This is a genomic window from Novosphingobium sp., assembly GCF_040398825.1.
In the GTDB taxonomy this organism is placed as follows: domain Bacteria; phylum Pseudomonadota; class Alphaproteobacteria; order Sphingomonadales; family Sphingomonadaceae; genus Novosphingobium.
In genome coordinates this window covers 170,628-193,614 of sequence record NZ_JBBATI010000004.1, presented here as the reverse complement: position 1 = coordinate 193,614, position 22,987 = coordinate 170,628, and the positions used below count along the sequence as shown (strand labels likewise).

Genomic DNA, 22,987 nt, shown 5'->3' with positions numbered 1-22,987 from the left:
GGACGGTTTATTCGATACGCATGCAAGCAGGCAGGGACTTAAGCGTGGCAGCCGAAGCAAAAGTCGATCCGATGAACCAGTTTGCCATCGAACCGCTGTTCGGTTCGGACAACTGGGCGATTGCCGGTCACAACATTGCTTTTACCAATTCGGCGCTGTGGATGGCCATCGCGACCGGGTTACTGATGCTGTTCGTCAGCGGTGGCCTGCGGCGCGAACTGGTGCCCGGCCGCTGGCAGATGGCGGTAGAAAGCTTCACCGGGTTCATCGATGCCATGCTGGCCACCAACGTTGGCCCCAATGGCAAAAAATATGTGCCCTATATCTTTTCGCTGTTCATGTTCATCCTGTTCGCCAACTACATCGGCCTGGTGCCGCTGGGGCTGATCGGGCTGCACCCCTATACCTTTACCAGCCACTTTACCGCCACCGGCGTGCTGTCGGTCATGGCATTTTCGATCGTGCTGCTGGTCGGCTTTGCCAAGCACAAGCTGCACTTCTTTTCGCTGTTCGTGCCGCACGGCACGCCGGTGTTCATGATCCCGCTGATCTTTCTGGTCGAACTGATCTCGTTCCTGGTGCGCCCGTTCTCGCTGGGTCTGCGACTGTTCGTGGCGATGATGGCCGGTCATGTGCTGCTGGAAGTGTTGTCCAGCTTTGTGATCACCGGTGGCAATTCCGGACCGATGGCCTTTGCGATTGCGGCGGTGCCCAGCTTTATCCTGATGGTCGTGATCTGCGCGCTGGAAATTCTGGTCGCCGGGATCCAGGCCTATGTGTTTGCGCTGTTGACCTGCGTCTATTTGAACGACGCAGAAAACCTTCACTAAAATCCTTTTACCTCAGATTTTTACAGGGAGTTTTTGAAATGGACATGGAAGCTGCAAAGGTCCTCGGTGCGGGCTTCGCCGCGATTGGTTGTGGTCTGGCCGCGATCGGCGTTGGCGTCGTGTTCGGCAACTTTCTTGAAGGCGCGCTGCGCAACCCCGGTGCGGCCGATGGCCAGCAGGGCCGTCTGTTCATCGGTTTTGCTGCGGCAGAACTTTTGGGCCTGCTGTCGTTCGTGGTCGCGATGATCCTGATTTTCGTGGTCAAGTGAACAAATACCCCGGTTGACGGGGGTCCGGTTTGCGGCGGCCTGCCCTGCAGGCCGCCGCGCCTGCCTTTTGATCCGGGCGCGCCACCGCAACGTGGCGCAACACCATTCTGACGTATTTGCGCAAAAAAAGAGCCAGTCATGCCTCAGATCAGCCAGCTCGCCGGCACCTATTTCAGCCAGATCTTTTGGATGCTGGTGTTTTTCGGCCTGACGTTCTTTGTGGTTGGCCGGGGCATGGTGCCCAAGGTCATGACCACCATGACCGACCGCAACCAGCGCATCGCCGCCGATCTGGCTGCTGCCGAAGCTGCGCGCAGCGCGGCCGAGGCAGAACAGGAATCGTGGGGCGAAAATGAAGCTGCACAGCGCGCCAAGGCGCACGAACTGATCACTGCCGCCAAACACCAGGCCGCTGTTGCCACGCAAACCAGCCTGGCCGCCGCGTCTGCCCGGATCGAGGCGCAAGTGTCGTCTGCCGAAGGCCGCATCAACGCCGCGCGTGATGCGTCGCTGGGTGAAATCGAACATGTGGCCGCCGAAGTTGCACAGGATATTGCCCTGCGCGTCGCCGGCCTTTCCATCAGCGCTGAAGAAGCGCGTGGCGCCGTGAAGGGGGCCTTTGTCCATGGCTGATCTGCACGAAGCTGCCGAACCCCTGCTGTTCGGCTTTGCCCCCCCGGTGGCGATTGTCAGCGCTGCGATGGCGGTATTCATCGCCATTCTGGTCTGGAAAAAGGTGCCGGCGCTGTTGTCCGGGATGCTGGACAAACAGATCCGCACGATCCGCGAACAACTGGATGAGGCGCGCGCCCTGCGCGCAGAGGCGGAACAGCTGCGCGCCGACTATGCCGCACGCATCGCCAGCGCCGAAAAAAATGCCGAAGCGATGATCGAACACGCCCGGCAAGAGGCTGAGCTGATCGTTGCCCGCGCGGTTGAGGCAACCGCCGACATGATCACCCGGCGCGAAAAGATGGCGGCCGACAAGATCACCGCCGCCGAACACGCCGCCGTCGCCGATCTGCGCCAGCGCGCGGTGACCGCCGCCACCAATGCGGCCACCAGCCTGATCGCAACACGCCACGGCGCCGAAGCCGATCGTGCGCTGGTCGATCAGGCGATCAGCGGCCTGGCCAACTGATCGGGGCGAGCATGGTTTGACGATAGCGTTGCGTCAACCGGGTATCCTGCGCTGGTAAGGTGCCAGGCAGATCATAAAAAATTATTCCGCTCATGCTGAGCTTGTCGAAGCGTACGCGCAACACCTGATCTGGGCGCTGGACAAAACGTTTGGGTCAAAGGCAGCGCGTGTGCTTCGGCAGGCTCAGCACGAGCGGAAAATTCTGTGTTTCAATGGCAATTGTTGATTGGCAACCGGGCTAGGTTACCATTCCCTAGCGCACCATAGGATCAACCCATCACGTCCGCGTTGATCCGCGCACAACCAGCCGCACCGGCACCCGGCGGGGTGAGGGTGGCTCGCCGCCGATGGTGGCGATCAGGCGGTCGACCAGCAGTGATCCGGCGACTTCGAAATCGGATTCGACCGTTGTGAGTGGCGGAATCGACCAGGCGCCCGCACGCACGCCGTCAAACCCGACCACGCCCACGTCATCGGGCACGCGGTATCCGCGCTGGACCAGCTCTTTCAATCCGCCCAGCGCGATTTCGTCGCTGACGCCGAACACGGCATCGAATGGCCGCCCGCTGTCGATCAGCGCGGCGGCGGCGCGCTGCCCCTGTTCTTCGCGCGGCAACCCGCGCTCGATGCGTTGCAGGTGCGGCTCCAGCCCGGCAGCGCGCATCGCATCGGCATAGCCGTCATAGCGTTCCTTGAACTGCCGCTGTGGCGTGGTTTCCGACCCCAGGCAGACGATCTGGTGGTATCCTTGCGCCAGCAGGTGCCGCGTGGCCAGCATTGCGCCGGCGTGGTTATCGCTGCGCACCCAGGGAAACGCGTCGCTCGGTGCGCCCCAGCACACCCAGTGGCTGTTTTCCGGCAGCTGGCCGAAATAGTCCCACGCCGCGGTGTTTTCGGATGTGCCGATCACGATCATGCCATCGGCCTTGCGGCGTTCCTGGTAGTGCCCCCAGAAATTGGTTTCGCTGTCCTGAAACGCCACCAGCACTTCATAGCCGCGCGCGGCCGCCGCCGCGCAAGTGCTGCCCAGCAGCGCGAAATAGAACGGGTTCAGGTCTTTGCGATCCTGCCCGGGGCGGCAGATCATCACCAATGCCAGCGTGCCGGTGCGCCCGCGTCGCAGCCGCGCGGCGTTTTCATCCACCTGGTAATTCAGCCGTGCCGCGGCTTCGACCACGCGTTTGCGCGTGGGTTCGCTGATGGAAGTATCGCCCGCCAGCGCACGGCTGACCGTCGACTGGCTGACCCCGGCGGCCTCTGCCACGTCGAACGACGTCACCCTGAAAGTGCGTTTTTCAGCCATTGTTTTCAGCCATGATGCACGTCAACGCCTGCCCCCCAGTGCGCCCGGCCGTGGCGGCCCGGGTCTGTTCTGTTATCGTTTGATCAGCGAAAGCTGTCCTTGGCGCTGCGTAGTGCGGCAAAGGTTGCCACCGCATCGCCGTCATGGCCCCAGCGCGCCTCCATCGCGGGATCATCGGCGCGCAGAAACGGATTGGTCGCCAGCTCGCGTTCGAGCAGCGCGGGCACGGTGGGCAGGCCGTTGGCACGCCTGTCGGCGATTTCTGCGGCATAGGCCACCAGCGCGGCATTGTCGGGATCGGCATGCAGCGCAAACCGCGCGTTGCCGGCGGTATATTCGTGCGCGCAATAGAGCAGCGTGGCCGGTGGCAGCGCTTTCAGCCGTTGCAGGCTGGCCCAGAATTGCGGTGCGGTGCCTTCGAACATGCGCCCGCAGCCCAGCGCAAACAGGCTGTCGCCGACAAAGGCGATACTTGCGTCGGCCAGGTAATAGGCATTGTGACCCATGGTATGCCCGCCAACGTCGATCACGGTCGCGGCAAATTCGCCCAGCGCAACAGTGTCCCCGGCCACCACCGTGCGGTCGATCGCGGCAATGCGCGCGGCATCGCCTTCGGGTGCGACCACGATCGCGCCGGTCTGGGTCTTGATCGCCTCGTTCCCGCCGGCGTGGTCGGGGTGCCAGTGGGTGTTCCAGATCTGGGTGATCTGCCAGCCCTGCTTTTCCGCCTCGGCCAGATAGGCATCGGCATCGGGGGTGTCGATCGCCACGGTTTCGCCACTGGCGGGATCATGCACCAGATAGCCGTAATTGTCGGACAGGCAGGCGAATTGGTGAACGACGAGAGTCATGGTTACCCGTGCTGTTGGCGGTGTGCGTGGCAACCCTAGCCGAGGACGCCCGACAAAGCAAAAGCCCGCCTGTCACAAGGACAGACGGGCTTTTGTTGTGCGTTGCGGGCGGGCGCTAAGGCCCGACCCGGTTTAGCGCTGTGCTTTGAGCGCCGCGCCCAGGATGTCGCCCAGCGATGCGCCGGCATCCGACGAACCATACTGTTCCACGGCTTCTTTTTCTTCGGCCAGCTGACGCGCCTTGACCGAGAAGGTCGGCTTCTTCGAACGGTCAAAACCGGTGACCATGGCGTCCAGCTTTTGCCCGACCTGGAACCGGTCGGGGCGCTGTTCGTCGCGGTCGCGGCCAAGGTCGCTGCGCTTGATGAAGCCGGTTGCACCGTCTTCGCCGGCCTGGACTTCCAGCCCGCCGTCACGCACTTCCAGCACGGTCACGGTGGTCACTTCGCCACGGCGCAGTGCATTGCCCGATCCGCCACCGGTGGTGGTGGTGGCGCCAGTGCCCGTGGCGGTGCTCCCGCCAGCCTGTGCGGCCGCCGGAGCGCCCTTTTCCAGCTGCTTCATGCCCAGGCTGATGCGTTCCTTGTCCACATCGACATCGAGCACCACGGCCTTGACCGCTTCACCCTTGCGATGCAGCGCCAGCGCGTCTTCGCCCGAAATGCCCCATGCGATATCCGACATGTGGACCATGCCGTCGACATCGCCATCCAGCCCGATGAACAGGCCGAATTCGGTGGCATTCTTGACTTCGCCTTCGACCACCGAACCGACCGGGTGACGTTCGGCAAAGCCGTCCCAGGGGTTCTGCTGCGCCTGCTTCAGCCCCAGGCTGATGCGACGCTTGTCGCTGTCGACTTCCAGCACCATGACGTCGACTTCCTGGCTGGTCGAAACGATCTTGCCGGGGTGGACGTTCTTTTTGGTCCAGCTCATTTCCGAAACGTGGACCAGGCCTTCGATGCCGGCTTCGAGTTCGACGAACGCACCATATTCAGTGATGTTCGTAACCGTGCCCGACAGCTTGGCGCCGACCGGGTACTTGGCGGCAACGCCTTCCCATGGGTCGCTGTCGAGCTGCTTCATGCCCAGACTGATACGCTGGGTGTCCTGATTGATGCGGATGATCTGCACGCGCACGGTGTCGCCGATGGCAATCACTTCTGACGGGTGGTTGACACGCTTGTAGCTCATGTCGGTGACATGGAGCAGGCCGTCGATGCCGCCCAGATCAACGAACGCACCATAATCGGTGATGTTCTTGACCACGCCGTCGATGATCTGAGCCTCTTTCAGGTTCTGGATCAGGCCGGTGCGCTGTTCGGCACGGGTTTCTTCCAGCACCGCACGGCGCGACACGACGATGTTGCCACGGCGGCGATCCATCTTGAGGATCTGGAATGGCTGCGGAATATCCATCAGCGGCTGCACATCGCGCACCGGGCGGATATCGACCTGGCTGCCGGGCAGGAAGGCCACGGCGCCATCGAGATCGACGGTAAAGCCACCCTTCACGCGGCCAAAGATCACGCCTTCAACGCGCTTGCCTTCGCCAAATTCATTTTCCAGCTTGTCCCACGCGGCTTCGCGGCGGGCACGATCGCGGCTGAGCATCGCTTCGCCGTCGGCGTTTTCCACGCGGTCGACATAGACTTCGACTTCGTCACCAACGCTCAGGCCATGCGGCATGCCGGGGGCGGCGAATTCACGCAAAGGCACGCGGCCTTCGCTTTTCAGGCCAACGTCGATGACGGCCTTGTCGTTTTCGATCGCGGTAACAGTGCCTTTGACGACGCGGCCTTCAAAGCCACCATTGGCTTCGCTGCCGAGCGTTTCGTCAAGCATCGCGGCGAAATCGTCGCGCGTGGGGTTGGTTGCCATAAAGCGGGTATGTTCCTGTGGTACGATATTTCCGGCCTGGCGGTTGTCTCCGCCGGTCTTTCGTCCGCGCATGATCGGGTATCGATGGCGAAAAATTCGCCCGCGGGGTAAAAGGGCCGATCCACCCGCCGGGCCGGACGCCATGGCGGGTATTCCATCGGGGCCATCTGCGCGCATTGTGCACGCACAGCCACCGCCGGAATGACCGCGCCCCTAGTGGAAAGCTGGGGATAAGGCAAGCTGCACCGATCACTGCACCCACGATTGCACGAATCGCAACCGCCCGTTTGCGCCGGATCAAGGCCCCATCGGCTGTCTGCGCCCATAGCACTCCCATGCCCCGGCGTTGCGGGGCCCTTTTGCGAAAGATCCCGACATGACCACCACCGCCCCAATTACCGAATATGTGACCCGCGACGGCGTCATACTGGTCGTGCGACCAGCACAGGCCGACGACGCGCCTGCGCTCGAAGCGTTTTTTGACGCGGTCAGCGATGATGACCGCCGCTTTCGCTTTTTGACCGCGGTGCGTCACGTCGGGGCCGAACAGATCGACAATCTGACCGCAGTCGATCACTGGCGCACCGAAAGCTTTGTGGCGTTCGACAAGGCCAGTGGCGCGATGGTGGCGTCGGCGATGCTGGCCTGTGATGCGCAGATGGATTGCGGTGAAATCGCGATTTCCATCCACCGCGATTACCGCGCGCGCGGGCTGGGCTGGGCGCTGCTGGATATTCTGGCCGATGCAGCACGCGCACGCGGGCTGTCGCGCGTGATTTCGATCGAGGAACGCGCCAACCACGCCGCGATCGAGCTGGAACGCGAAAAGGGCTTTGTCGCCCACCCGGTCGAGGGCGATGCGCACCTGGTGATGCTGGAAAAACGCTTTGCGTGATCGCGCCGGTTGACAGGCGGCGGCCCGGCTGTTCCCCTGACCGCATAAAGTCAGGGGAACAGGCCGGAACCGATGATCACATTATACCATTGCGCTGACGCGCGGTCGTTTCGCGCGTTGTGGGCGCTGCACGAAATCGGGCTGGATTACGATCTGAAACTGCTGGCGTTTCCACCACGGTTTCAGGATCGCGGCTATCTCGACATCAATCCGCTGGGCACGGTGCCGTTCCTGATCGATGGCGCAGCCACGATGAGCGAAAGCGCGGCGATCGTCGAATACCTGATCGCGCGCCACGCGCCCGATCTGCTCGGGGTGGCAGTGGCCGACGCCGACTTTGCCGCCTATCTCAACTGGCTGCATTTTGGTGAGGCCACGCTGACTTTCCCGCAAACGCTGGTGCTGCGCTATACCCGGCTGGAACCGACGCGCGGGCTGGAGGTGGTGGCGCAGGATTACGCCCGCTGGTTCCTCGTACGGCTGCGCCATGTCGAACGCGCGTTAACCGATGGCCGCGCGTACTTGTTGGGTGACCGCTTTACCGGTGCCGATATTTCCGTGGGTTATGCGCTGTTGCTGGCAAGCCAGCTGAAACTGGATGACGGGTTCGAACCGCTGACCCGCGCATATTGGCAACGCCTGACCGATCGTCCAGCTTACCGCGCCGCGCGCGCCGCGCAAAAGGGCACGCCGGGGCCGACGGCGTTTTAACCGAGGCGGTGCAGCAGATCGGCGGCAAAGGTGGACAGCGTGTCGTCACGCGCGCCCATCACCACGATGCGGCTGCCCGGCTGTGCCATCGCGACAATCGCATCGGCGGCATCATCGCGCACCGCGATGTGGCGGGCATGGCCGCCGGCCGCGTTGATCAGCGCCACCACGCGTTCCGAACCCACTGTACGATCGACGGTTCCGCCAAAATAGACCGGGTCGGTCAGGATCACCGCGTCATCCGCACCCAGCCGTGTGGCCAGCACGCTGGCCAGTTCGGCGCCCATCTGGCGCAGCGGGCCATAGCCGTGCGGCTGAAACAGCGCGATGATCGGGCCCGGATGCGCGCGCAGTGTGGCCAGCGTCGCGGCGATCTTTTCGGGGTTGTGGCCAAAATCGTCGATCACGGTGATCCCGCCGGCGCTTGTCCCGACAATGTCGAACCGGCGCGATAGGCCCTTGAACTGCGCCAGCGCCGCCACCGCATCACCCAGCGGCACCCCGGCCAGATCGGCCGCCGCCAGCGCCGCCAGCGCATTCATCAGGTTGTGCCGGCCGGGTATTTGCAGCGCCAGCATATGGGTCGCACCACTGCGGCGGTCGATCACGGTCGCGCCGATGGTGGCCGCGCCTTCGTGGATGGATGCGGGATCGGCGGCGATGACTGCCTGCGCGCCCAGCCCGAACGGCAGCAGCCGTTGCGCGCGCGGGGCCAGCGCCATGCTTTCCGGATCATCGGCATTGATCGCCACGGCGTCGCAGCGCGCCAGAAAATCACCAAACAGCACACGCAGTTCGTCCAGACTCTTGTGGTCCAGGCTGACATTGCCCAGCACGCCGATGCGCGGGGTATAGAGCGCGATCGAACCATCGCTTTCATCGACTTCGGCCACGAACGCGTCGCCCGCACCCACCCGGGCAGAGGCAAACGGCGCATCGGGCGCGACAAAATTCTTCATCACCGCGCCGTTCATGATCGTCGGATCGCGGTGGCACGCGGTCAGGATCCAGCCGATCATGCCGGTCACGGTCGATTTGCCGCTGGTGCCGGCCACCGCAATCGGCTGCGCGGCGCGGTTGAACAATGCGGCCAGCAAATCGGCGCGCGACAGCCGCGCGGTGCGGAGCGCGCGTGCGGCAACCACTTCGGGTACGGTGTCCTCGATGGCGGCGGAGGCGACCAGGATCTGGTCGGCAGACACGACGCCGCTGCCATCCTGTGGGTGCAGCGTGATCCCCAGGCTTTCCAGCCAGGCGAATTTTTCCGTGCTGCGCCCCTGGTCGCGGCTGCGGTCAGACCCGGCGATGGTCGCGCCGCGCGCGTGCAGGATCAACGCCAGCGGCAGCATGCCTGAACCGCCGATTCCGCAGAAAAACCACGGGTGCGCACATGGGTCGGCGGCGAAAGCATCGGCAGGAAGGCTCATGACTTTCGCGTTCCTACAGCAATTGCCAGGGCAGTCCAGACTTGCGGCAGCAAACCAATTGCGTATTGCCGTGACCATGCGTGTCCGCCTGTGCGCCCCATCGACACCGTTTACCCGCGATGATGCCTTGCGCGTTGTTGCGCTGGCGGCCGATTATCCCGGCGTCACGCTCGATTTTCACCCGCAATGCTTTGCCGAACAGGGCCATTTTGCCGGTTCCGATCCCGTGCGATTGGCCGCGTTTGCCGAATGCGCTAACGATCCGGCGTGCGACGCGGTATGGTTTGCGCGCGGGGGATACGGCGCTGTGCGGATAGCGCAGGATGCGATTGCTGCGCTTGGCCCGGCCGCACACAGCAAACTCTATCTGGGTTATTCCGATGCCGGCACGATGCTGGGCGGGCTGTACCGCGCGGGCATCGGCCGCCCGGTGCATGCGCCGATGCCCGCCGACATCCGCCGCGACGGGGGTGAGGTGGCGGTACACCGCGTGCTGGCGTGGCTGGCGGGCGACCGGTCGGGCGAAGAACCGGGCATCGATCATCGCCCGGTGGTGGCGTTCAACCTGATGACGCTGGCGATGCTGGTGGGTACGCCGCTGCTGCCCGATCTGGCCGGGCATGTCGTGCTGCTGGAGGAAGTGGCGGAATACGATTACGCAGTGGATCGGTTGCTGTTCCACGTAACCACCGCGCTGGCGCCGGTGGGGATCGCCGGCATCCGGCTGGGCCGGGTCAGCCAGGTGCCCGAAAATGACCGACCGTTTGGCATGACGGTGGAGGCGATGGTGCGCGATTGGTGCGCGCGCCTGGGCATTGCCTGGCTCGGGTCGGCGGATATCGGCCATGACAGCGCCAACAGGATCGTCCCGTTCGGGCTTGCCGAGCCGCGGTCGGGTGAATAAGCGGCGCCACAACCGTTACAAAAGAAAGACACACGATGCGCGCATTCGTTTTCCCGGGGCAGGGCAGCCAGAAGGTCGGCATGGGGGTTGACCTCGCCGCCAGCAGCCCCGCCGCGCGCGAAGTTTTTCAGGAAGTGGATGAGGCGCTGGGGCAACACCTGTTCAAAATCATGGCCGAAGGGCCCGATGACGCGCTGACGCTGACCGAAAACGCGCAACCTGCGATCATGGCCCATGCCATCGCCGTGCTGCGCGTGCTGGAACGCGAAGGTGGCATCGCGATTGCCGACAAGGCCGATTTTGTCGCCGGGCACAGCCTGGGTGAATATACCGCGCTGTGTGCGGCGGGCGCGTTTTCGCTGTCGGATACCGCGCGGCTGCTGAAACTGCGTGGGACAGCGATGCAGGCCGCGGTGCCGGTCGATGTGGGGGCGATGGCCGCGCTGCTGGGCGCCGACATCGCGCGCGCGACCGCGCTGGCAGAGGCCGCGGCGCAGGGCGAAGTGTGCACCGTGGCCAACGACAACGATCCCGGGCAGGTCGTGCTGTCGGGCCATCGCGGCGCGATCGAACGCGCGGTGGCGATGGTAAAGGAACACGGCATCAAACGCGGCATGCTGTTGCCGGTTTCGGCGCCGTTCCATTGCCCGCTGATGCAACCGGCGGCCGATGCGATGGCGCGCGCGTTTGAAACCACGCCGCCGCGTTCGCTGTCGGTTACGCTGGTTGCCAATGTCACCGCTGCGCCGGTCACAGATCCTGTGGCAATCGCGCAATTGCTGGTAGAACAGGTCACCGGCCGGGTGCGCTGGCGCGAAAGCGTGGCGGCGATGGCGGCGGCCGGGGTTGACCATTTTGTCGAACTGGGTGGCAAAGTGCTGGGGCCGATGATCAACCGCACACTGGCCGGTGCCGGTGCCGAAGCGTCGATTGCCAGCGTGATCACGATGGCCGATATCGAAGCCCTGCTGAAGGAAATCTGACAATGGAACACCATTCGACCGGACACCGCCTTTTTGACCTGACCGGGCAGACCGCGCTGGTCACCGGCGCTGCTGGCGGCATCGGTTCGGCGATCTGCCATGCGCTGGCGCGGCAGGGCGCGCGACTGGCATTGTCGGGCACCAATGCGGCCAAATTGCGCAGCTTTCGCGAAGAGCTGAACGATACGTACGGCCACGACCATGTCGAAATCACCTGCGATCTGTCCAAGGCGGAATCGGTCGAACATCTGGTGCCGGCCACCATCGACACGCTGGGAAAGATCGACATTCTGGTCAACAACGCCGGGATCACACGCGATGGCCTGATCATGCGGATGAAGGATGACGACTGGGACCAGGTCATCCGCATCAATCTGGAAGCGGCGTTCCGCCTGATGCGCGCGGCGGCCCGCCCGATGATGAAGGCGCGCCACGGCCGGATCATTTCGATCACCAGCGTGGTGGGCGCGACCGGCAATCCGGGGCAGGCGAACTATGCCGCGGCCAAGGCCGGCCTGGTCGGCATGTCGAAATCGCTGGGGCAGGAACTGGCCAGCCGGGGCATTACCGTCAACTGCGTCGCCCCGGGTTTCATCCGCACGGCGATGACCGAGGTACTGCCCGATGCGCAAAAGGAGGCGCTGAATGCCCGCATCCCGATGGGGCGGATGGGCGAAGGGCAGGATATCGGCGCGGCGGTCGCCTATCTTGCCAGCCACGAGGCTGGCTATGTGACCGGCCAGACGCTGCATGTGAACGGCGGCATGGCGATGCTTTCTTGATGCCACGCCAGAGGCATGGCGATGCTTTCTTGATGCCACGCCTGCTGCGGTTCCTGATGATCGCGGCCTGGTGCATGGCGATCCCCGGCGCGCCGGCGCAGGCGCGCCCGCCAGAGGCGTTGGCCTGCGCACTGCAGGCCGCGCCCGCCGGGCTGGATGGCGCGGTGGCCGATGTGATCATCGCCAGCGATCCTGATCGCGGCCAGGCGACGCTTGATCGCGTGCGGGCGCTGACCGACAGTTGTGCGGCCGATCAGTTTCTGACCCCCAAACAGCGCGATGCCTATTACGAATATGTGCTGGGGCGGATGGGGCGCGATGTGATCGATGAACGGCTGGCCTTGGCCGGGCTGCCGTCGGGCGTGATCGACCAGGCGCTGGATATTGGCCCGGGCAATGCCAACAACCCCGCCGACAAGGTAACCCAGGGCGATTTGCGCCGGGTGACCGCCGCCATGGCCACGGCCGGGCATGATCCGGCACGGATCACCGTTACCGGCTGGGGGCTGATCACCGCGTGGATTGTTGCCACCGCACGGATGTTTGATGGCCTTCGCGAACTGGATTGAGTGCGGGGGACCGCCACGCGCCGCTACAGCCAGCAAATCTGCCGATTTATGCACAGCTTCGCAGCTGTGCGCGCGCTGCTTGCTTGCGCCGCTATCGCGCGCGGTTATGGAAGATGGTCCCAATCCGTATTACGCCTTGCGTGATTCCACGCGCACAGGCACTTTCGCGTTTAGGGTGGGGCAGGCCGGATTTTTTCGGCCCGGCACCGGCCCGGATGGCATGACCGAGGGATCGAGACGAGAATGAAGGCCACCATCGAACGCGCGACGCTGCTGCGCTGTTTGTCCCACGTGCAATCGGTCGTCGAACGGCGGAACACGATCCCGATCCTGTCCAACGTGCTGATCGATGCGGCGGCGGATGGCACGGTCAAACTAATGGCCACCGATCTTGATCTGCAGATCATCGAATCGATGCCGGCCGTCACGGTGGAATCGGCAGGCGCGATTACCGTGTCGGCGCATCTGCTGTTCGATATCGCGCGCAAATTGCAGGACGGATCGCAGGTCAGCCTGGAAACCGCCGACAACCGCATGGTGGTAAAGGCCGGGCGCAGCCGGTTTCAGCTGCCGACGCTGCCACGCGATGATTTTCCGGTCATCGTGGAGGGCGATCTGCCCACCAGTTTCGAAATTCCCGCACGCACGCTGGCCGAATTGATCGACCGCACGCGCTTTGCCATTTCGACCGAAGAAACCCGCTATTACCTCAACGGCATCTTCTTTCACGTCAGCGATGATGTGCTGAAGGCGGCGGCGACCGACGGCCATCGTCTGGCGCGCTATACGCTGGCCCGGCCCGAAGGCGCAGAGGGTATGCCCGACGTGATTATTCCGCGCAAATGCGTGGCCGAATTGCGCAAATTGCTGGATGACGTGCTCGATACCAATGTGCTGATCGATCTGTCGGCCAGCAAGGTGCGCTTCACGCTGGGTGGCGGTTACGGTGTGGTGCTGACCAGCAAGCTGATCGACGGCACCTTTCCCGATTACAGCCGCGTGATCCCCACCGGCAATGACAAACTGCTGCGGCTGGACCCGCGCGCGTTTTTCGAAGGCGTGGACCGCGTGGCGACAATCGCCACCGAAAAGACCCGCGCGGTGAAAATGGCGCTCGACAACGATCGCGTCACGCTGTCGGTCACCAGCCCCGACAACGGCACCGCCGCCGAGGAAGTACCCGCCGATTATCGCGCTGCCGGGTTCGAAATCGGCTTCAACGCCAATTACCTGAAAGACATTCTCAGCCAGATCGATGGTGATGTGGTGGAACTGCATCTGGCCGACGCCAGCGCACCGACGCTGATCCGCAAGGATGACAAATCGGCCGCGCTCTATGTCCTGATGCCGATGCGGGTGTAATCATGAAAGCGCGCCTACGCTGTCATGCGTAGGCGCACCAAAGGGCAGATTTCAAACCTTGGGTATAGCCAAACCAGCAACCTTTGACAGGATTGCTGGCCCATGGCGCACCCGAACATTGATGTGAAACTCGGCTTTTTCCGGCTGACAGCCAAAGATTTCGCACGATTCGGGCGCATCGCCACGGCGATGCGCCGGCATGGTGTCCGCGCGCTGGACGGATTGTACCAGCGCATTGCCGCCCGGCCCGAAACCGCCGCGATGTTTTCGTCGCGTGCATCCATGGACCATGCGCGCGCCAAACAGGTCGAACACTGGGACCGGATGTTTTCCGGCGCGCCCGATCAGCGCTATCTCGATTCCGCCGACCGCATCGGGCGGGTGCATGCGCGGATCGGGCTGGACCCGCTGTGGTATATCGGCGCCTATGCCGGGGTGCTGGATGACGTGGTGCAGGCGATGGCGCGTGCAGCGTTTGGGCCGTTGGGCGCACGGCTGGGTGAAACGATCGGCAGCACGGTCAAAATGGCGCTGTTCGACATGGAGGTCGCACTGGCGACCTATTTCGAGGTGGAGGCCGAACGCCGCAATGCGGTGATCGGCACGCTCAGCGCGGCGCTGCATGCGATGACCCAGGGCGATTATACCGCCCGGATCGACAACCTGCCGCCCGGATATGAGGCGCTGCAGCGGGATTTCGAAGCGATGCGCGCACAGGTCAGCAGCGTGTTGTCCAATGTCGCCGGCAACGCCGCGCAAGTTGACAGCGGTGCACGCGAAATCCGCCAGGCATCGGATGACCTGGCCATGCGCACCGAACACCAGGCTGCCAGTCTGGAAGAGGCCTCTGCCGCGATGACCGGGTTGGCCAGCAGCGTGGGGCAGACCGCCAGCGATGCGGCCGAAATGCACGCATCGGTGCAACAGGCGCACGGCGATGCGCAGGCCGGCGGGCACGTGGTGGGTGAGGCGGTCACCGCCATGCATGACATCCACCAGTCGGCGCAGGAAATCGGCAAGATCATCGCGGTGATCGACGGCATTGCGTTTCAGACCAATCTGCTGGCGCTCAACGCCGGGGTTGAGGCGGCACGCGCGGGTGATGCCGGGCGCGGTTTTGCCGTGGTCGCCACCGAAGTGCGTGCGCTGGCGCAACGTTCCGCCGATGCCGCGCTGGATATCAAGAAACTGATCAGCGCCAGTTCCGTCCAGGTTGAACGCGGGGTCGATCTGGTCGGGCAGAGCGGTGACACGTTTGCGCGCATTGTCAGCAAAGTGGGCGATATCGCCGGGCTGGCCAGCACGATCGCCACCACCGCCAAAGTGCAGGCCGACCAGATCAGCGAAGTGCGCGAAACGGTCAAGGAACTGGACCTGATGACACAGCAGAACGCCGCCATGGTCGAACAGGCAACCGCCGCCGCACGCAACCTGGCCACTGCCGCCGACCATCTGAAAGGGCAGGTCAGCCTGTTCCATCTGGACAGCACGGCAACGCAACCGGGCCGCACTGGCCTGGCCCGCGCGGCCTGAAAATTGCGCTATTCGGCGGCCTCCAGCAGTGCGGCGCGCTGTGGCCCGCGCAACACCCCGCCCGGGGTGGCGCCGGTCCAGGTCCCGTCCTGGAACGTGATCGCACCGGTCTTGATGGTGTAGCGGTACCCTTGCGCCCGTTGCAGCAGGCGTTTGCCCCCGGCGGGCAGGTCGAACGCCAGCCACGGCTGTTCCAGCCGCAGCCCGTCCAGATCGATCACGTTGATATCGGCGATAAACCCGGGCGCGATCACCCCGCGATCGTCCAGCCCGTACAGCCGCGCGGTGTCATGGCACTGGCGTTTGACCGCCACCTCCAGCGATAGCCGCCCGCCGCGCTTGCGGTCGCGCACCCAGTGCTGCAGCATGAAGGTCGGCGATGCGGCATCGCAGATCGTGCCGCAATGCGCGCCGCCATCGCTGAGTGAATTCACGCAATCGTCGCGCGCCTGCAATGCTTCCAGGAAATCGAGGTTGCCATCGGCGTAATTGAGGATCGGGAAATAGATGAACCCGTCGCCATCGCCCGCCGTCAACAGGTCATAGGCATATTCGGCCGGGCTGACCCCGGCGGCGGCGGCGCGCGCAGCGATGCTGGCCGGTCCCTGCGGTTCGTAATCGAAATCGGCGTCCATCTGGTACAGCCCGGCCCAGCCTTCGCCGATCGCACGATACAGGTGGATGATATCGGTTTCGGGATAGACGTTGTCCTGCGCCAGCAGCCGGGCGCGGAACGCCGGATCGCGCAAGGCGGCCAGCTGGTCGTCCCAGCCCAGGCCCTCGATTTCTGCCCACGCCGGGCGAAACCGGAACGGGTGGATGGTGCCGCGCCACCCCATGATCACGCCATTGCCGCGCAGCGCAATCGCTGCGACGATCCGTGCGCCGGTGGCGTTTTCGTGGTCCATCGCCGCGATCTGCTGGTCCAGCGTGGTATCGCGGCCGATCGATTGCAGCGCTGCAAACACCACCGGCAGGCCGGTTTCGCGGCTGATCGCGCCCATCCAGCCAAATTCGTTCCATTCCGGGCGCATGTCGCTGGCCAATTCAAACACGCCATGGCCGACCCGGCCCATCGCCCGCCCGATCGCCACCAGTTCCTCGGCCGTGGCGGTGGTGCCGGGCACGACCTCGCCCTCGATCGATTTGTGGATCACCGTGCGGCTGGTGGAAAAACCCAGCGCGCCGGCGTGCAGGCCCTGTTCGACGATCGTCGCCATGCGCGTGATATCGTCGGCGGTGGGCACCGCGCCAGGGCGTTCGCGGTCGCCCAGCACATAGGCGCGCACCGCACCATGCGGCACATGCGTGCCCACATCGATGCTGCGCGGGCGCCGTTCCAGCGCATCAAGGTATTCGGGAAAGGTTTCCCAATCCCACGTGATCCCTTCGGCCAGCGCGGTCCCGGGGATATCCTCCACCCCTTCCATCAGTCCGATCAGCCAGTTGTGGCGGTCTGGCGCCGCGGGGGCAAAGCCGACCCCGCAATTGCCCATGATCGCGGTGGTTACCCCGTGCCACGACGATGGCGCCATTTCCGCGTCCCAGGTCGCCTGGCCATCGTAATGCGTGTGAATATCCACCCAGCCCGGCGCCACGATCAGGCCGCGCGCGTCAATTTCCTGTGTCGCGCTGCCGTGAACGGTGCCGACTGCGCTGATCAGCCCATCGCGAATCGCGACATCGCCGGTAAAGCGCTGGCGCCCGGTGCCATCGACAATCGTGCCACCCCGGATGATCAGGTCATACTGTGCCATCGCCATCAACTCCCGCGCGCGACCGACTCCTTGCACGGGCGGTGCACGGGCGATCGTTGTTAACTGCGCGATTAAGGCACGAAAGCGCGGGTGTGGTCAAGTCTGCGCGATCATCATGACGCGCGCGCGGGATCAGGCCAAAAAGTCGTCCAGCAGTGCGGCGAAGCGGTCGGGCCACGACAGCATGAACAGGTGACCGCCGCCTTCGAACAGCTCCAGCCGGCTGCCGGGGATGGCATTGTGCAGGAAATGCGCATTGGCCACCGGCACCAGCTGGTCCTCGGTATCGGCCATGATCATCACCGGCAGCGACAGCAGCGGCAGGATCGGCGCAGAATTCCAGCAGGCCATGGCACCCAGCTGGCACATGTACCCCAGCGGCGATGGCGGTGTCGCGGCATTCAACGATACGCGCCCCGATCCGCCGCCGTTATACAGCGTGGCCAGGTTGCGCCGCAGCGCGGATTCAACGCTATAGGCCAGTGGGTCAAGCATCGGCGCGACGCTGGACGGATTGCCGGCGACCATCACATTGCCCGCCGTCGATGCGGCCAGCACCATCCGTCGCGCGCGCGCACGGTGCTGAAAGGCAAACTGTTGCGCCACCGCGCCGCCCCAGCTGATGCCCAGCATATCGACCACATCGATCTGCATGCGATCGAACAGCGCCGCCAGGGTCAGCGCGATCTGCGGGATGGTATAGGGAAAGATCGGGTCGGGCGATTGGCCGATGCCCGGCATATCGACCGCGATCAGCCAGCGGCCGGGGCATTCACGCGCGACCGGTTCCAGCATTTCGATGTTCATGCCGATACCGTTCAACACCACCAGCGGGATGCCGCCCGCATTCGCATGCCATTGTCCAACGCGAAAGCGCCGCCCGGCTGCGCCGATCATGGTGAATTGCGCGCTGCAGGCGGCGGCGGGGTCCGGTTTGGGGTGGCGGGTGCTGGTCATGGTGCCGGCGTTTACCCCGGCTTTGGCGCGCGCGCCAGCGTACCGTTTCGGGACGGGCGGCAGGGTCCTGTGCCCAAATCGCCATGAAACGGCATGGGGCTGGCACAATACGTCCGGTACTGAGCCATTTCTGACGTATTCCGCACGCCGGCTTAACCCTTTTTCAAAGCGGTAAGGGCCATGTCGAAGGAATGGACGTGGGCAAGGCAGTCGAAAGTGAAAAGGCACGCGGCGCGCGTGCGCAACCGTTTGCGCGCAGCCGCCCGCGCCGCGAACGCGGGGATACCACCGCGCAGGAACGCGCCGGCGCAGAATTCCTGTTTGGCGCATCGCATCACCGCAGCCTGGTTGCGCCCGAATGGTGGCAGATTGCCCTGCCGATGGCGCTGGGGCTGATCGTGCTGGCGCTGGCCAATATGGCCTTTGCCGATGGCGTGTCGCCGCTGGTGGCGGCGGGCGCTGTCGTGGTCGCGCTGGCGGCGCTGCCGATCCGGATCATCGATCACGCCAGCCACACCACCGGCCGACGCGTGACGATCGTCGCGGTCATGATCATGCTGCCGATGTTCGCCTATGGCTGGGGCATCGCGCATTGGGCGCAGGGCGGCAGCGTGCCGTGGCTGCAGGCGATGGCGGTGCTGGTCTGCGTATCACTGCTGGCCACCACGATTCAGTCCAGCCGCCTGGCCGGGGTGCTTGCCGGGCACGTGGCGATGTGGTCGGCGGTTACGTTTGTGGTGTCACCGCTGGCCGGCGTGCTGGCGATGATCACCGGCGTGGCGATCGGCAGCATGGCCTTTGCCCGTCAGCGCGAGATCGATCTGGCCGAATTCCGGCGGCTGCGCGACGATGCCCGCGAACAGACCCGCGCGCAGGAAATCCTGGCCGATTATGAAGAAACCGGGCAGGGCTGGTTCTGGGAAACCGACCGGCGCGGCAATATCCTGTATGTTTCGACGCCAGTGGCCGATCTGCTGGGGCGCACGGTCGAAGATCTGGTCGGTCGCCCGCTGATCGACATCTTTCAGCTGGAGGATACCGGCGCAGCGCAGCCAGCCGCGCACATGGCCGCGCAGCCAGGCGCGCAGACAGGCAGCCGGGGTGAACGCACGCTGACCTTTCACTTGTCGGCGCGATCGAGTTTCAGCGATCTGGTGGTGCGCGCCGCCACGCGTGATGAAGAACGCTGGTGGGCGATCACCGGCCGGCCGATTTACGATACGTTCGACAATTTTCAGGGCTTTCGCGGGTCCGGCGCCGATCTGACCGAAAAGCGGCGGACGCAGGAACATGTCGCGCAGTTGGCACATTTCGATTCGCTGACCGGGCTGTCCAACCGGTTCTTCATGTCGCAATCGCTGGAAAAGATCCTGGTCGCGCCGCAGATGCGCCAGCGCGCCTGCGCGGTGTTCCTGATCGATCTCGACCGTTTCAAACAGGTCAACGATACGCTGGGGCATCCGGCGGGCGACCAGTTGCTGAAACAGGTGGCGCAACGGCTGGAACGCGGGGTCGGTACGGCAGGGCGCGTGGGCCGGCTGGGCGGCGATGAATTCCAGATCCTGCTGCCGGGGCGGATCGAACGGCCGATGCTGGCGCAGATTGCCGCGCATATCATCGAAAGCGTGTCGCAGCCGTATGTGCTGGATGGCAGCCGGGTGATGATCGGCGCGTCGATCGGCATTGCCATCGCGCCTGATGACGGCGTGACCAGCGAAGCGCTGATCCGCAACGCCGATCTGGCGCTTTATGCCGCCAAAGATGGCGGGCGCGGCCGGTTTCATTTCTACGCCGCCGATCTGCACAGCGATGCCGAAGAACGCCGCCAGATGGAAGAAGACCTGCGCGACGCGCTGGTCCACGGCCAGTTGCAGATGTATTATCAGCCGGTGGTGCAGACCACGACCGAGAAGATCACGGGTTTTGAAGCGCTGTTGCGCTGGAATCATCCCAAACATGGCTTCATTTCGCCGTCGCGGTTCATCCCGATTGCCGAAGATACCGGCCTGATCGCGCAGATCGGCGAATGGGCATTGCGCGAAGCATGCAGCGATCTGGCCCGCTGGCCTGGCAACGTGCGGGTGGCGGTCAATGTTTCGCCGCTGCAATTCGCCAATCCTGCGCTGCCGGGCATTGTCACCAGCGCGCTGGCAACCAACGGGGTGGATCCCGACCGGCTGGAGCTGGAAATCACCGAAAGCGTGTTCATCAACGATGATGCCGGGACCGAGGCGATGTTCCGCGCGCTGAAACGGATCGGCGTGCGGCTGGCGCTCGATGATTTCGGCACCGGCTATTCCTCGCTCGGCTATCTGAAAAAGGCGCCGTTCGACAAGATCAAGATCGACCAGTCGTTTGTGCGCGGCGCCACCCAGCCGGGCAGCCGCAACGGGGCGATCATCGCCGCGATCGTCAGCCTGGCCGAGGCGCTGAACATGGAAACCACCGCCGAAGGGGTGGAAACGCTGGACGAGCTCGATCTGGTGCGCCTGCTGGGGTGCAGCCATGTCCAGGGCTATATCTATGAACGCCCGTTGTCGGCGGCCGCGGCGGCGGACCGGCTGGGCAGCGGGCTGGTGGCGATTGCACGGGGGCCCCGTGCCGCCCGCGCGATGCGGCAATCGCTGCTGCGGCGCGTGGTGCTGGAACATGGCGGGCACCGTTACGAGGTGAACGTGCGCAATATCAGCCAGACCGGCGCGCTGATCGAAGGATTGCGAGAGGTTCCGGCGGGTACGGCGTTCCGGCTGCATCTGTCGGATGGCTATATCGTGACCGCCACCGTGCGCTGGGCGGAGGAAGAGCGCATCGGGGTGGAATTTTCCGAAGCGCTGGAACTGGATGAAAACGGCCGCATCGCCATCATCAGCGGCAGCCGCTCCCGCCGTGCGCCGCTGGCGACGCCCGCCGGGGTTACGGTCGATGCCGGGCAGCGCCGCGCCGGATAGCGGTCGGATTTCGATCACCGGCGATCGCCCGTCATGGCGGGATGACACGGGCCGGGCGGGCTGCTAACGCGCCTGCCATGACCGAACTCGCGCTGATCCGCAATTTTTCCATCATTGCCCATATCGACCATGGCAAATCGACGCTGGCTGACCGGCTGATCCAGTTTACCGGCGGGCTGACCGAGCGTGAAATGTCGGCCCAGGTGCTCGACAACATGGATATCGAGCGCGAACGCGGCATCACCATCAAGGCGCAGACGGTGCGGCTGGATTACCCGGCCAAGGATGGCAAAACCTATCAGCTGAACCTGATGGACACGCCCGGCCACGTCGATTTCGCCTATGAAGTCAGCCGCAGCCTGGCCGCGTGCGAAGGCGCGCTGCTGGTGGTGGACGCGGCCCAGGGGGTTGAGGCGCAGACGCTCGCCAACGTTTACCAATCGATCGAACACGATCATGAAATCGTGCCGGTGATCAACAAGATCGACCTGCCCGCCGCCGAACCCGAACGCGTGCGCGCACAGATCGAAGATGTGATCGGCATCGACGCCAGCAACGCGGTGCTGGCCAGCGCCAAATCGGGCATCGGCATTGCCGAAGTGCTGGAGGCGATCGTCACCCGCATCCCGCCACCCAAGGGCGACCGCACCGCCCCGCTAAAGGCGATGCTGGTCGATTCGTGGTACGATCCCTATCTGGGCGTGGTCATTCTGGTGCGGATCATCGAAGGGGTCATCCGCAAGGGGCAGCACATCCGTTTCATGGCGGGCGATACCGAACATCTGGTCGATCGCGTCGGCTGCATGCGGCCAAAGATCGAACAGCTGGAAGAACTGGGCCCAGGTGAAATCGGTTTCATCACCGCGCAGATCAAGGAAGTGGCGCAGGCCCGCGTGGGTGACACCATCACCACCGTCAAAGGCGGCGCCAAACAGGCGCTGCCGGGGTTCAAGGAAGTGCAGCCGGTGGTGTTTTGCGGGCTGTTCCCGACCGATGCCGCCGATTTTGAAAAACTGCGCGATTCGATCGGCAAACTGCGTTTGAACGACGCCAGCTTCAGCTTTGAAATGGAAACCAGCGCGGCGCTGGGCTTTGGTTATCGCTGCGGGTTTTTGGGCCTGCTGCATCTGGAAATCATCCAGGAACGGTTGAGCCGCGAATACGATCTTGATCTGATCACCACCGCGCCATCGGTGGTCTATCGCCTGTCGATGACCGATGGATCGACGCAGGAACTGCACAACCCGTCGGACATGCCCGATCCCGCGCGCATCGACAGCATGGAAGAACCGTGGATCAAGGCGACGATCTATACCCCCGACGAATATCTGGGGTCGATCCTGAAACTGTGCCAGGATCGCCGCGGCATCCAGACCGGGCTGACGTATGTGGGCGGCCGCGCGCAAGTGAACTACGAATTGCCGCTGAACGAAGTGGTGTTCGATTTCTATGACCGGCTGAAATCGATCAGCCGCGGCTATGCCAGTTTTGATTATGAACAGATCGGCCTGCGCGAAGGCGATCTGGTGAAGATGAACATCCTGGTCAACAACGAACCGGTCGACGCGCTGAGCATGATCGTCCACCGCAGCCAGGCCGACGCACGCGGGCGGGGCCTGGTCGAACGGCTGAAAGACCTGATCCCGCGCCACATGTTCAAAATCCCGATCCAGGCCGCGATCGGCGCCAAGGTCATCGCGCGCGAAACGCTGGCCGCGCTGCGCAAGGATGTGACCGCCAAATGCTATGGCGGCGACATCAGCCGCAAAAAGAAACTTCTGGAAAAACAGAAGGAAGGCAAAAAGCGCATGCGCGAATACGGCAGCGTGCAAATTCCCCAGGAAGCCTTCATCGCCGCGCTGCGGATGGGTGAGGAATAGGCAG

The 22,987-nt window shown here is 64.0% G+C and carries 20 protein-coding genes; 14 read left to right on the top strand and 6 right to left on the bottom strand.

The genetic code is table 11. From position 1 onward, the window contains the following. Window positions 1-44: 44 nt before the first annotated feature. The 4 genes from ABWP89_RS04120 (at window position 45) to ABWP89_RS04105 (ending at window position 2,240) form a co-directional block, all read left to right on the top strand. Entirely contained in the window at window positions 45-830 is a 786-nt protein-coding gene (locus ABWP89_RS04120) for a F0F1 ATP synthase subunit A (protein WP_353227430.1), read from the top strand. 38 nt (window positions 831-868) lie between these two features. Further along, window positions 869-1,099, top strand: a complete 231-nt coding sequence (locus ABWP89_RS04115; RefSeq protein ID WP_353227429.1) for a F0F1 ATP synthase subunit C — start codon at window positions 869-871, stop codon at window positions 1,097-1,099. Between the two features lie 138 nt (window positions 1,100-1,237). Further along, a complete protein-coding gene (locus ABWP89_RS04110; RefSeq protein WP_353227427.1) occupies window positions 1,238-1,732 on the top strand; it encodes a F0F1 ATP synthase subunit B in 495 nt (164 codons plus the stop codon). Then, window positions 1,725-2,240, top strand: a complete 516-nt coding sequence (locus ABWP89_RS04105; protein WP_353227426.1) for a F0F1 ATP synthase subunit B family protein — start codon at window positions 1,725-1,727, stop codon at window positions 2,238-2,240. The genes ABWP89_RS04110 and ABWP89_RS04105 overlap by 8 nt, the downstream gene beginning before the upstream one ends. 277 nt (window positions 2,241-2,517) lie before the next feature. On the opposite strand, the gene ABWP89_RS04100 is transcribed toward ABWP89_RS04105, so the two are convergent. From ABWP89_RS04100 to rpsA, 3 genes are all read right to left on the bottom strand, one after another. Next, window positions 2,518-3,543 (bottom strand): LacI family DNA-binding transcriptional regulator, encoded by a 1,026-nt coding sequence (locus ABWP89_RS04100; protein WP_353227425.1) that lies wholly within the window; start codon window positions 3,541-3,543, stop codon window positions 2,518-2,520. Between the two features lie 83 nt (window positions 3,544-3,626). Further along, a complete protein-coding gene (gene gloB, locus ABWP89_RS04095) occupies window positions 3,627-4,394 on the bottom strand; it encodes a hydroxyacylglutathione hydrolase (protein WP_353227423.1) in 768 nt (255 codons plus the stop codon). 132 nt (window positions 4,395-4,526) lie between these two features. After that, the gene (gene rpsA, locus ABWP89_RS04090) at window positions 4,527-6,347 is read right to left on the bottom strand and encodes a 30S ribosomal protein S1 (RefSeq protein ID WP_353227422.1); all 1,821 of its coding nucleotides are present in this window, start codon (window positions 6,345-6,347) and stop codon (window positions 4,527-4,529) included. Between the two features lie 304 nt (window positions 6,348-6,651). Here rpsA and ABWP89_RS04085 point away from each other — a divergent pair, with 304 nt between their 5' ends. Further along, window positions 6,652-7,170, top strand: coding sequence for a GNAT family N-acetyltransferase (locus ABWP89_RS04085; RefSeq protein WP_353227421.1), 519 nt, complete (start codon window positions 6,652-6,654; stop codon window positions 7,168-7,170). A 72-nt stretch (window positions 7,171-7,242) separates the two neighbouring features. Beyond that, window positions 7,243-7,881 carry a glutathione S-transferase family protein gene (locus ABWP89_RS04080; protein ID WP_353227419.1) on the top strand — a complete coding sequence of 213 codons (639 nt, stop codon included), beginning with the start codon at window positions 7,243-7,245 and terminating at the stop codon, window positions 7,879-7,881. Here ABWP89_RS04080 and ABWP89_RS04075 read toward each other — a convergent pair. Next, window positions 7,878-9,308, bottom strand: coding sequence for a glutamate ligase domain-containing protein (locus tag ABWP89_RS04075; RefSeq protein WP_353227418.1), 1,431 nt, complete (start codon window positions 9,306-9,308; stop codon window positions 7,878-7,880). The two genes, ABWP89_RS04080 and ABWP89_RS04075, sit on opposite strands and share 4 nt — an antisense overlap. Window positions 9,309-9,384: 76 nt before the next feature. Between ABWP89_RS04075 and ABWP89_RS04070 the strand changes: the two genes are divergently transcribed. The 6 genes from ABWP89_RS04070 to ABWP89_RS04045 all read left to right on the top strand — a co-directional run bounded on the left by ABWP89_RS04070 (window position 9,385) and on the right by ABWP89_RS04045 (window position 15,441). Continuing rightward, on the top strand, window positions 9,385-10,212 hold the full coding sequence (locus tag ABWP89_RS04070; RefSeq protein WP_353227442.1) for an LD-carboxypeptidase: 828 nt from the start codon (window positions 9,385-9,387) through the stop codon (window positions 10,210-10,212). 35 nt (window positions 10,213-10,247) lie between these two features. Continuing rightward, window positions 10,248-11,195 (top strand): ACP S-malonyltransferase, encoded by a 948-nt coding sequence (fabD, locus tag ABWP89_RS04065; RefSeq protein ID WP_353227416.1) that lies wholly within the window; start codon window positions 10,248-10,250, stop codon window positions 11,193-11,195. Window positions 11,196-11,197: 2 nt separating this feature from the next. Beyond that, window positions 11,198-11,977 (top strand): 3-oxoacyl-ACP reductase FabG, encoded by a 780-nt coding sequence (fabG, locus tag ABWP89_RS04060; RefSeq protein ID WP_353227415.1) that lies wholly within the window; start codon window positions 11,198-11,200, stop codon window positions 11,975-11,977. Between the two features lie 32 nt (window positions 11,978-12,009). Further along, entirely contained in the window at window positions 12,010-12,546 is a 537-nt protein-coding gene (locus tag ABWP89_RS04055) for a hypothetical protein (RefSeq protein ID WP_353227414.1), read from the top strand. Between the two features lie 243 nt (window positions 12,547-12,789). After that, on the top strand, window positions 12,790-13,908 hold the full coding sequence (gene dnaN / locus ABWP89_RS04050; RefSeq protein ID WP_353227413.1) for a DNA polymerase III subunit beta: 1,119 nt from the start codon (window positions 12,790-12,792) through the stop codon (window positions 13,906-13,908). Window positions 13,909-14,010: 102 nt separating this feature from the next. Beyond that, on the top strand, window positions 14,011-15,441 hold the full coding sequence (locus tag ABWP89_RS04045; RefSeq protein ID WP_353227411.1) for a methyl-accepting chemotaxis protein: 1,431 nt from the start codon (window positions 14,011-14,013) through the stop codon (window positions 15,439-15,441). Window positions 15,442-15,449: 8 nt separating this feature from the next. On the opposite strand, the gene ABWP89_RS04040 is transcribed toward ABWP89_RS04045, so the two are convergent. Together ABWP89_RS04040 and ABWP89_RS04035 are read right to left on the bottom strand one after the other, a co-directional pair. Further along, window positions 15,450-17,198, bottom strand: a complete 1,749-nt coding sequence (locus ABWP89_RS04040; RefSeq protein ID WP_353227410.1) for an N-acyl-D-amino-acid deacylase family protein — start codon at window positions 17,196-17,198, stop codon at window positions 15,450-15,452. Window positions 17,199-17,330: 132 nt separating this feature from the next. Next, window positions 17,331-18,155, bottom strand: a complete 825-nt coding sequence (locus tag ABWP89_RS04035) for an alpha/beta fold hydrolase (RefSeq protein WP_353227409.1) — start codon at window positions 18,153-18,155, stop codon at window positions 17,331-17,333. Window positions 18,156-18,346: 191 nt separating this feature from the next. Between ABWP89_RS04035 and ABWP89_RS04030 the strand changes: the two genes are divergently transcribed. Both ABWP89_RS04030 and lepA read left to right on the top strand, forming a co-directional pair. Further along, the gene (locus ABWP89_RS04030) at window positions 18,347-21,103 is read left to right on the top strand and encodes an EAL domain-containing protein (protein ID WP_502915225.1); all 2,757 of its coding nucleotides are present in this window, start codon (window positions 18,347-18,349) and stop codon (window positions 21,101-21,103) included. A gap of 77 nt (window positions 21,104-21,180) precedes the next feature. Further along, window positions 21,181-22,983, top strand: coding sequence for a translation elongation factor 4 (gene lepA, locus ABWP89_RS04025; RefSeq protein ID WP_353227406.1), 1,803 nt, complete (start codon window positions 21,181-21,183; stop codon window positions 22,981-22,983). Window positions 22,984-22,987: the final 4 nt, after the last annotated feature.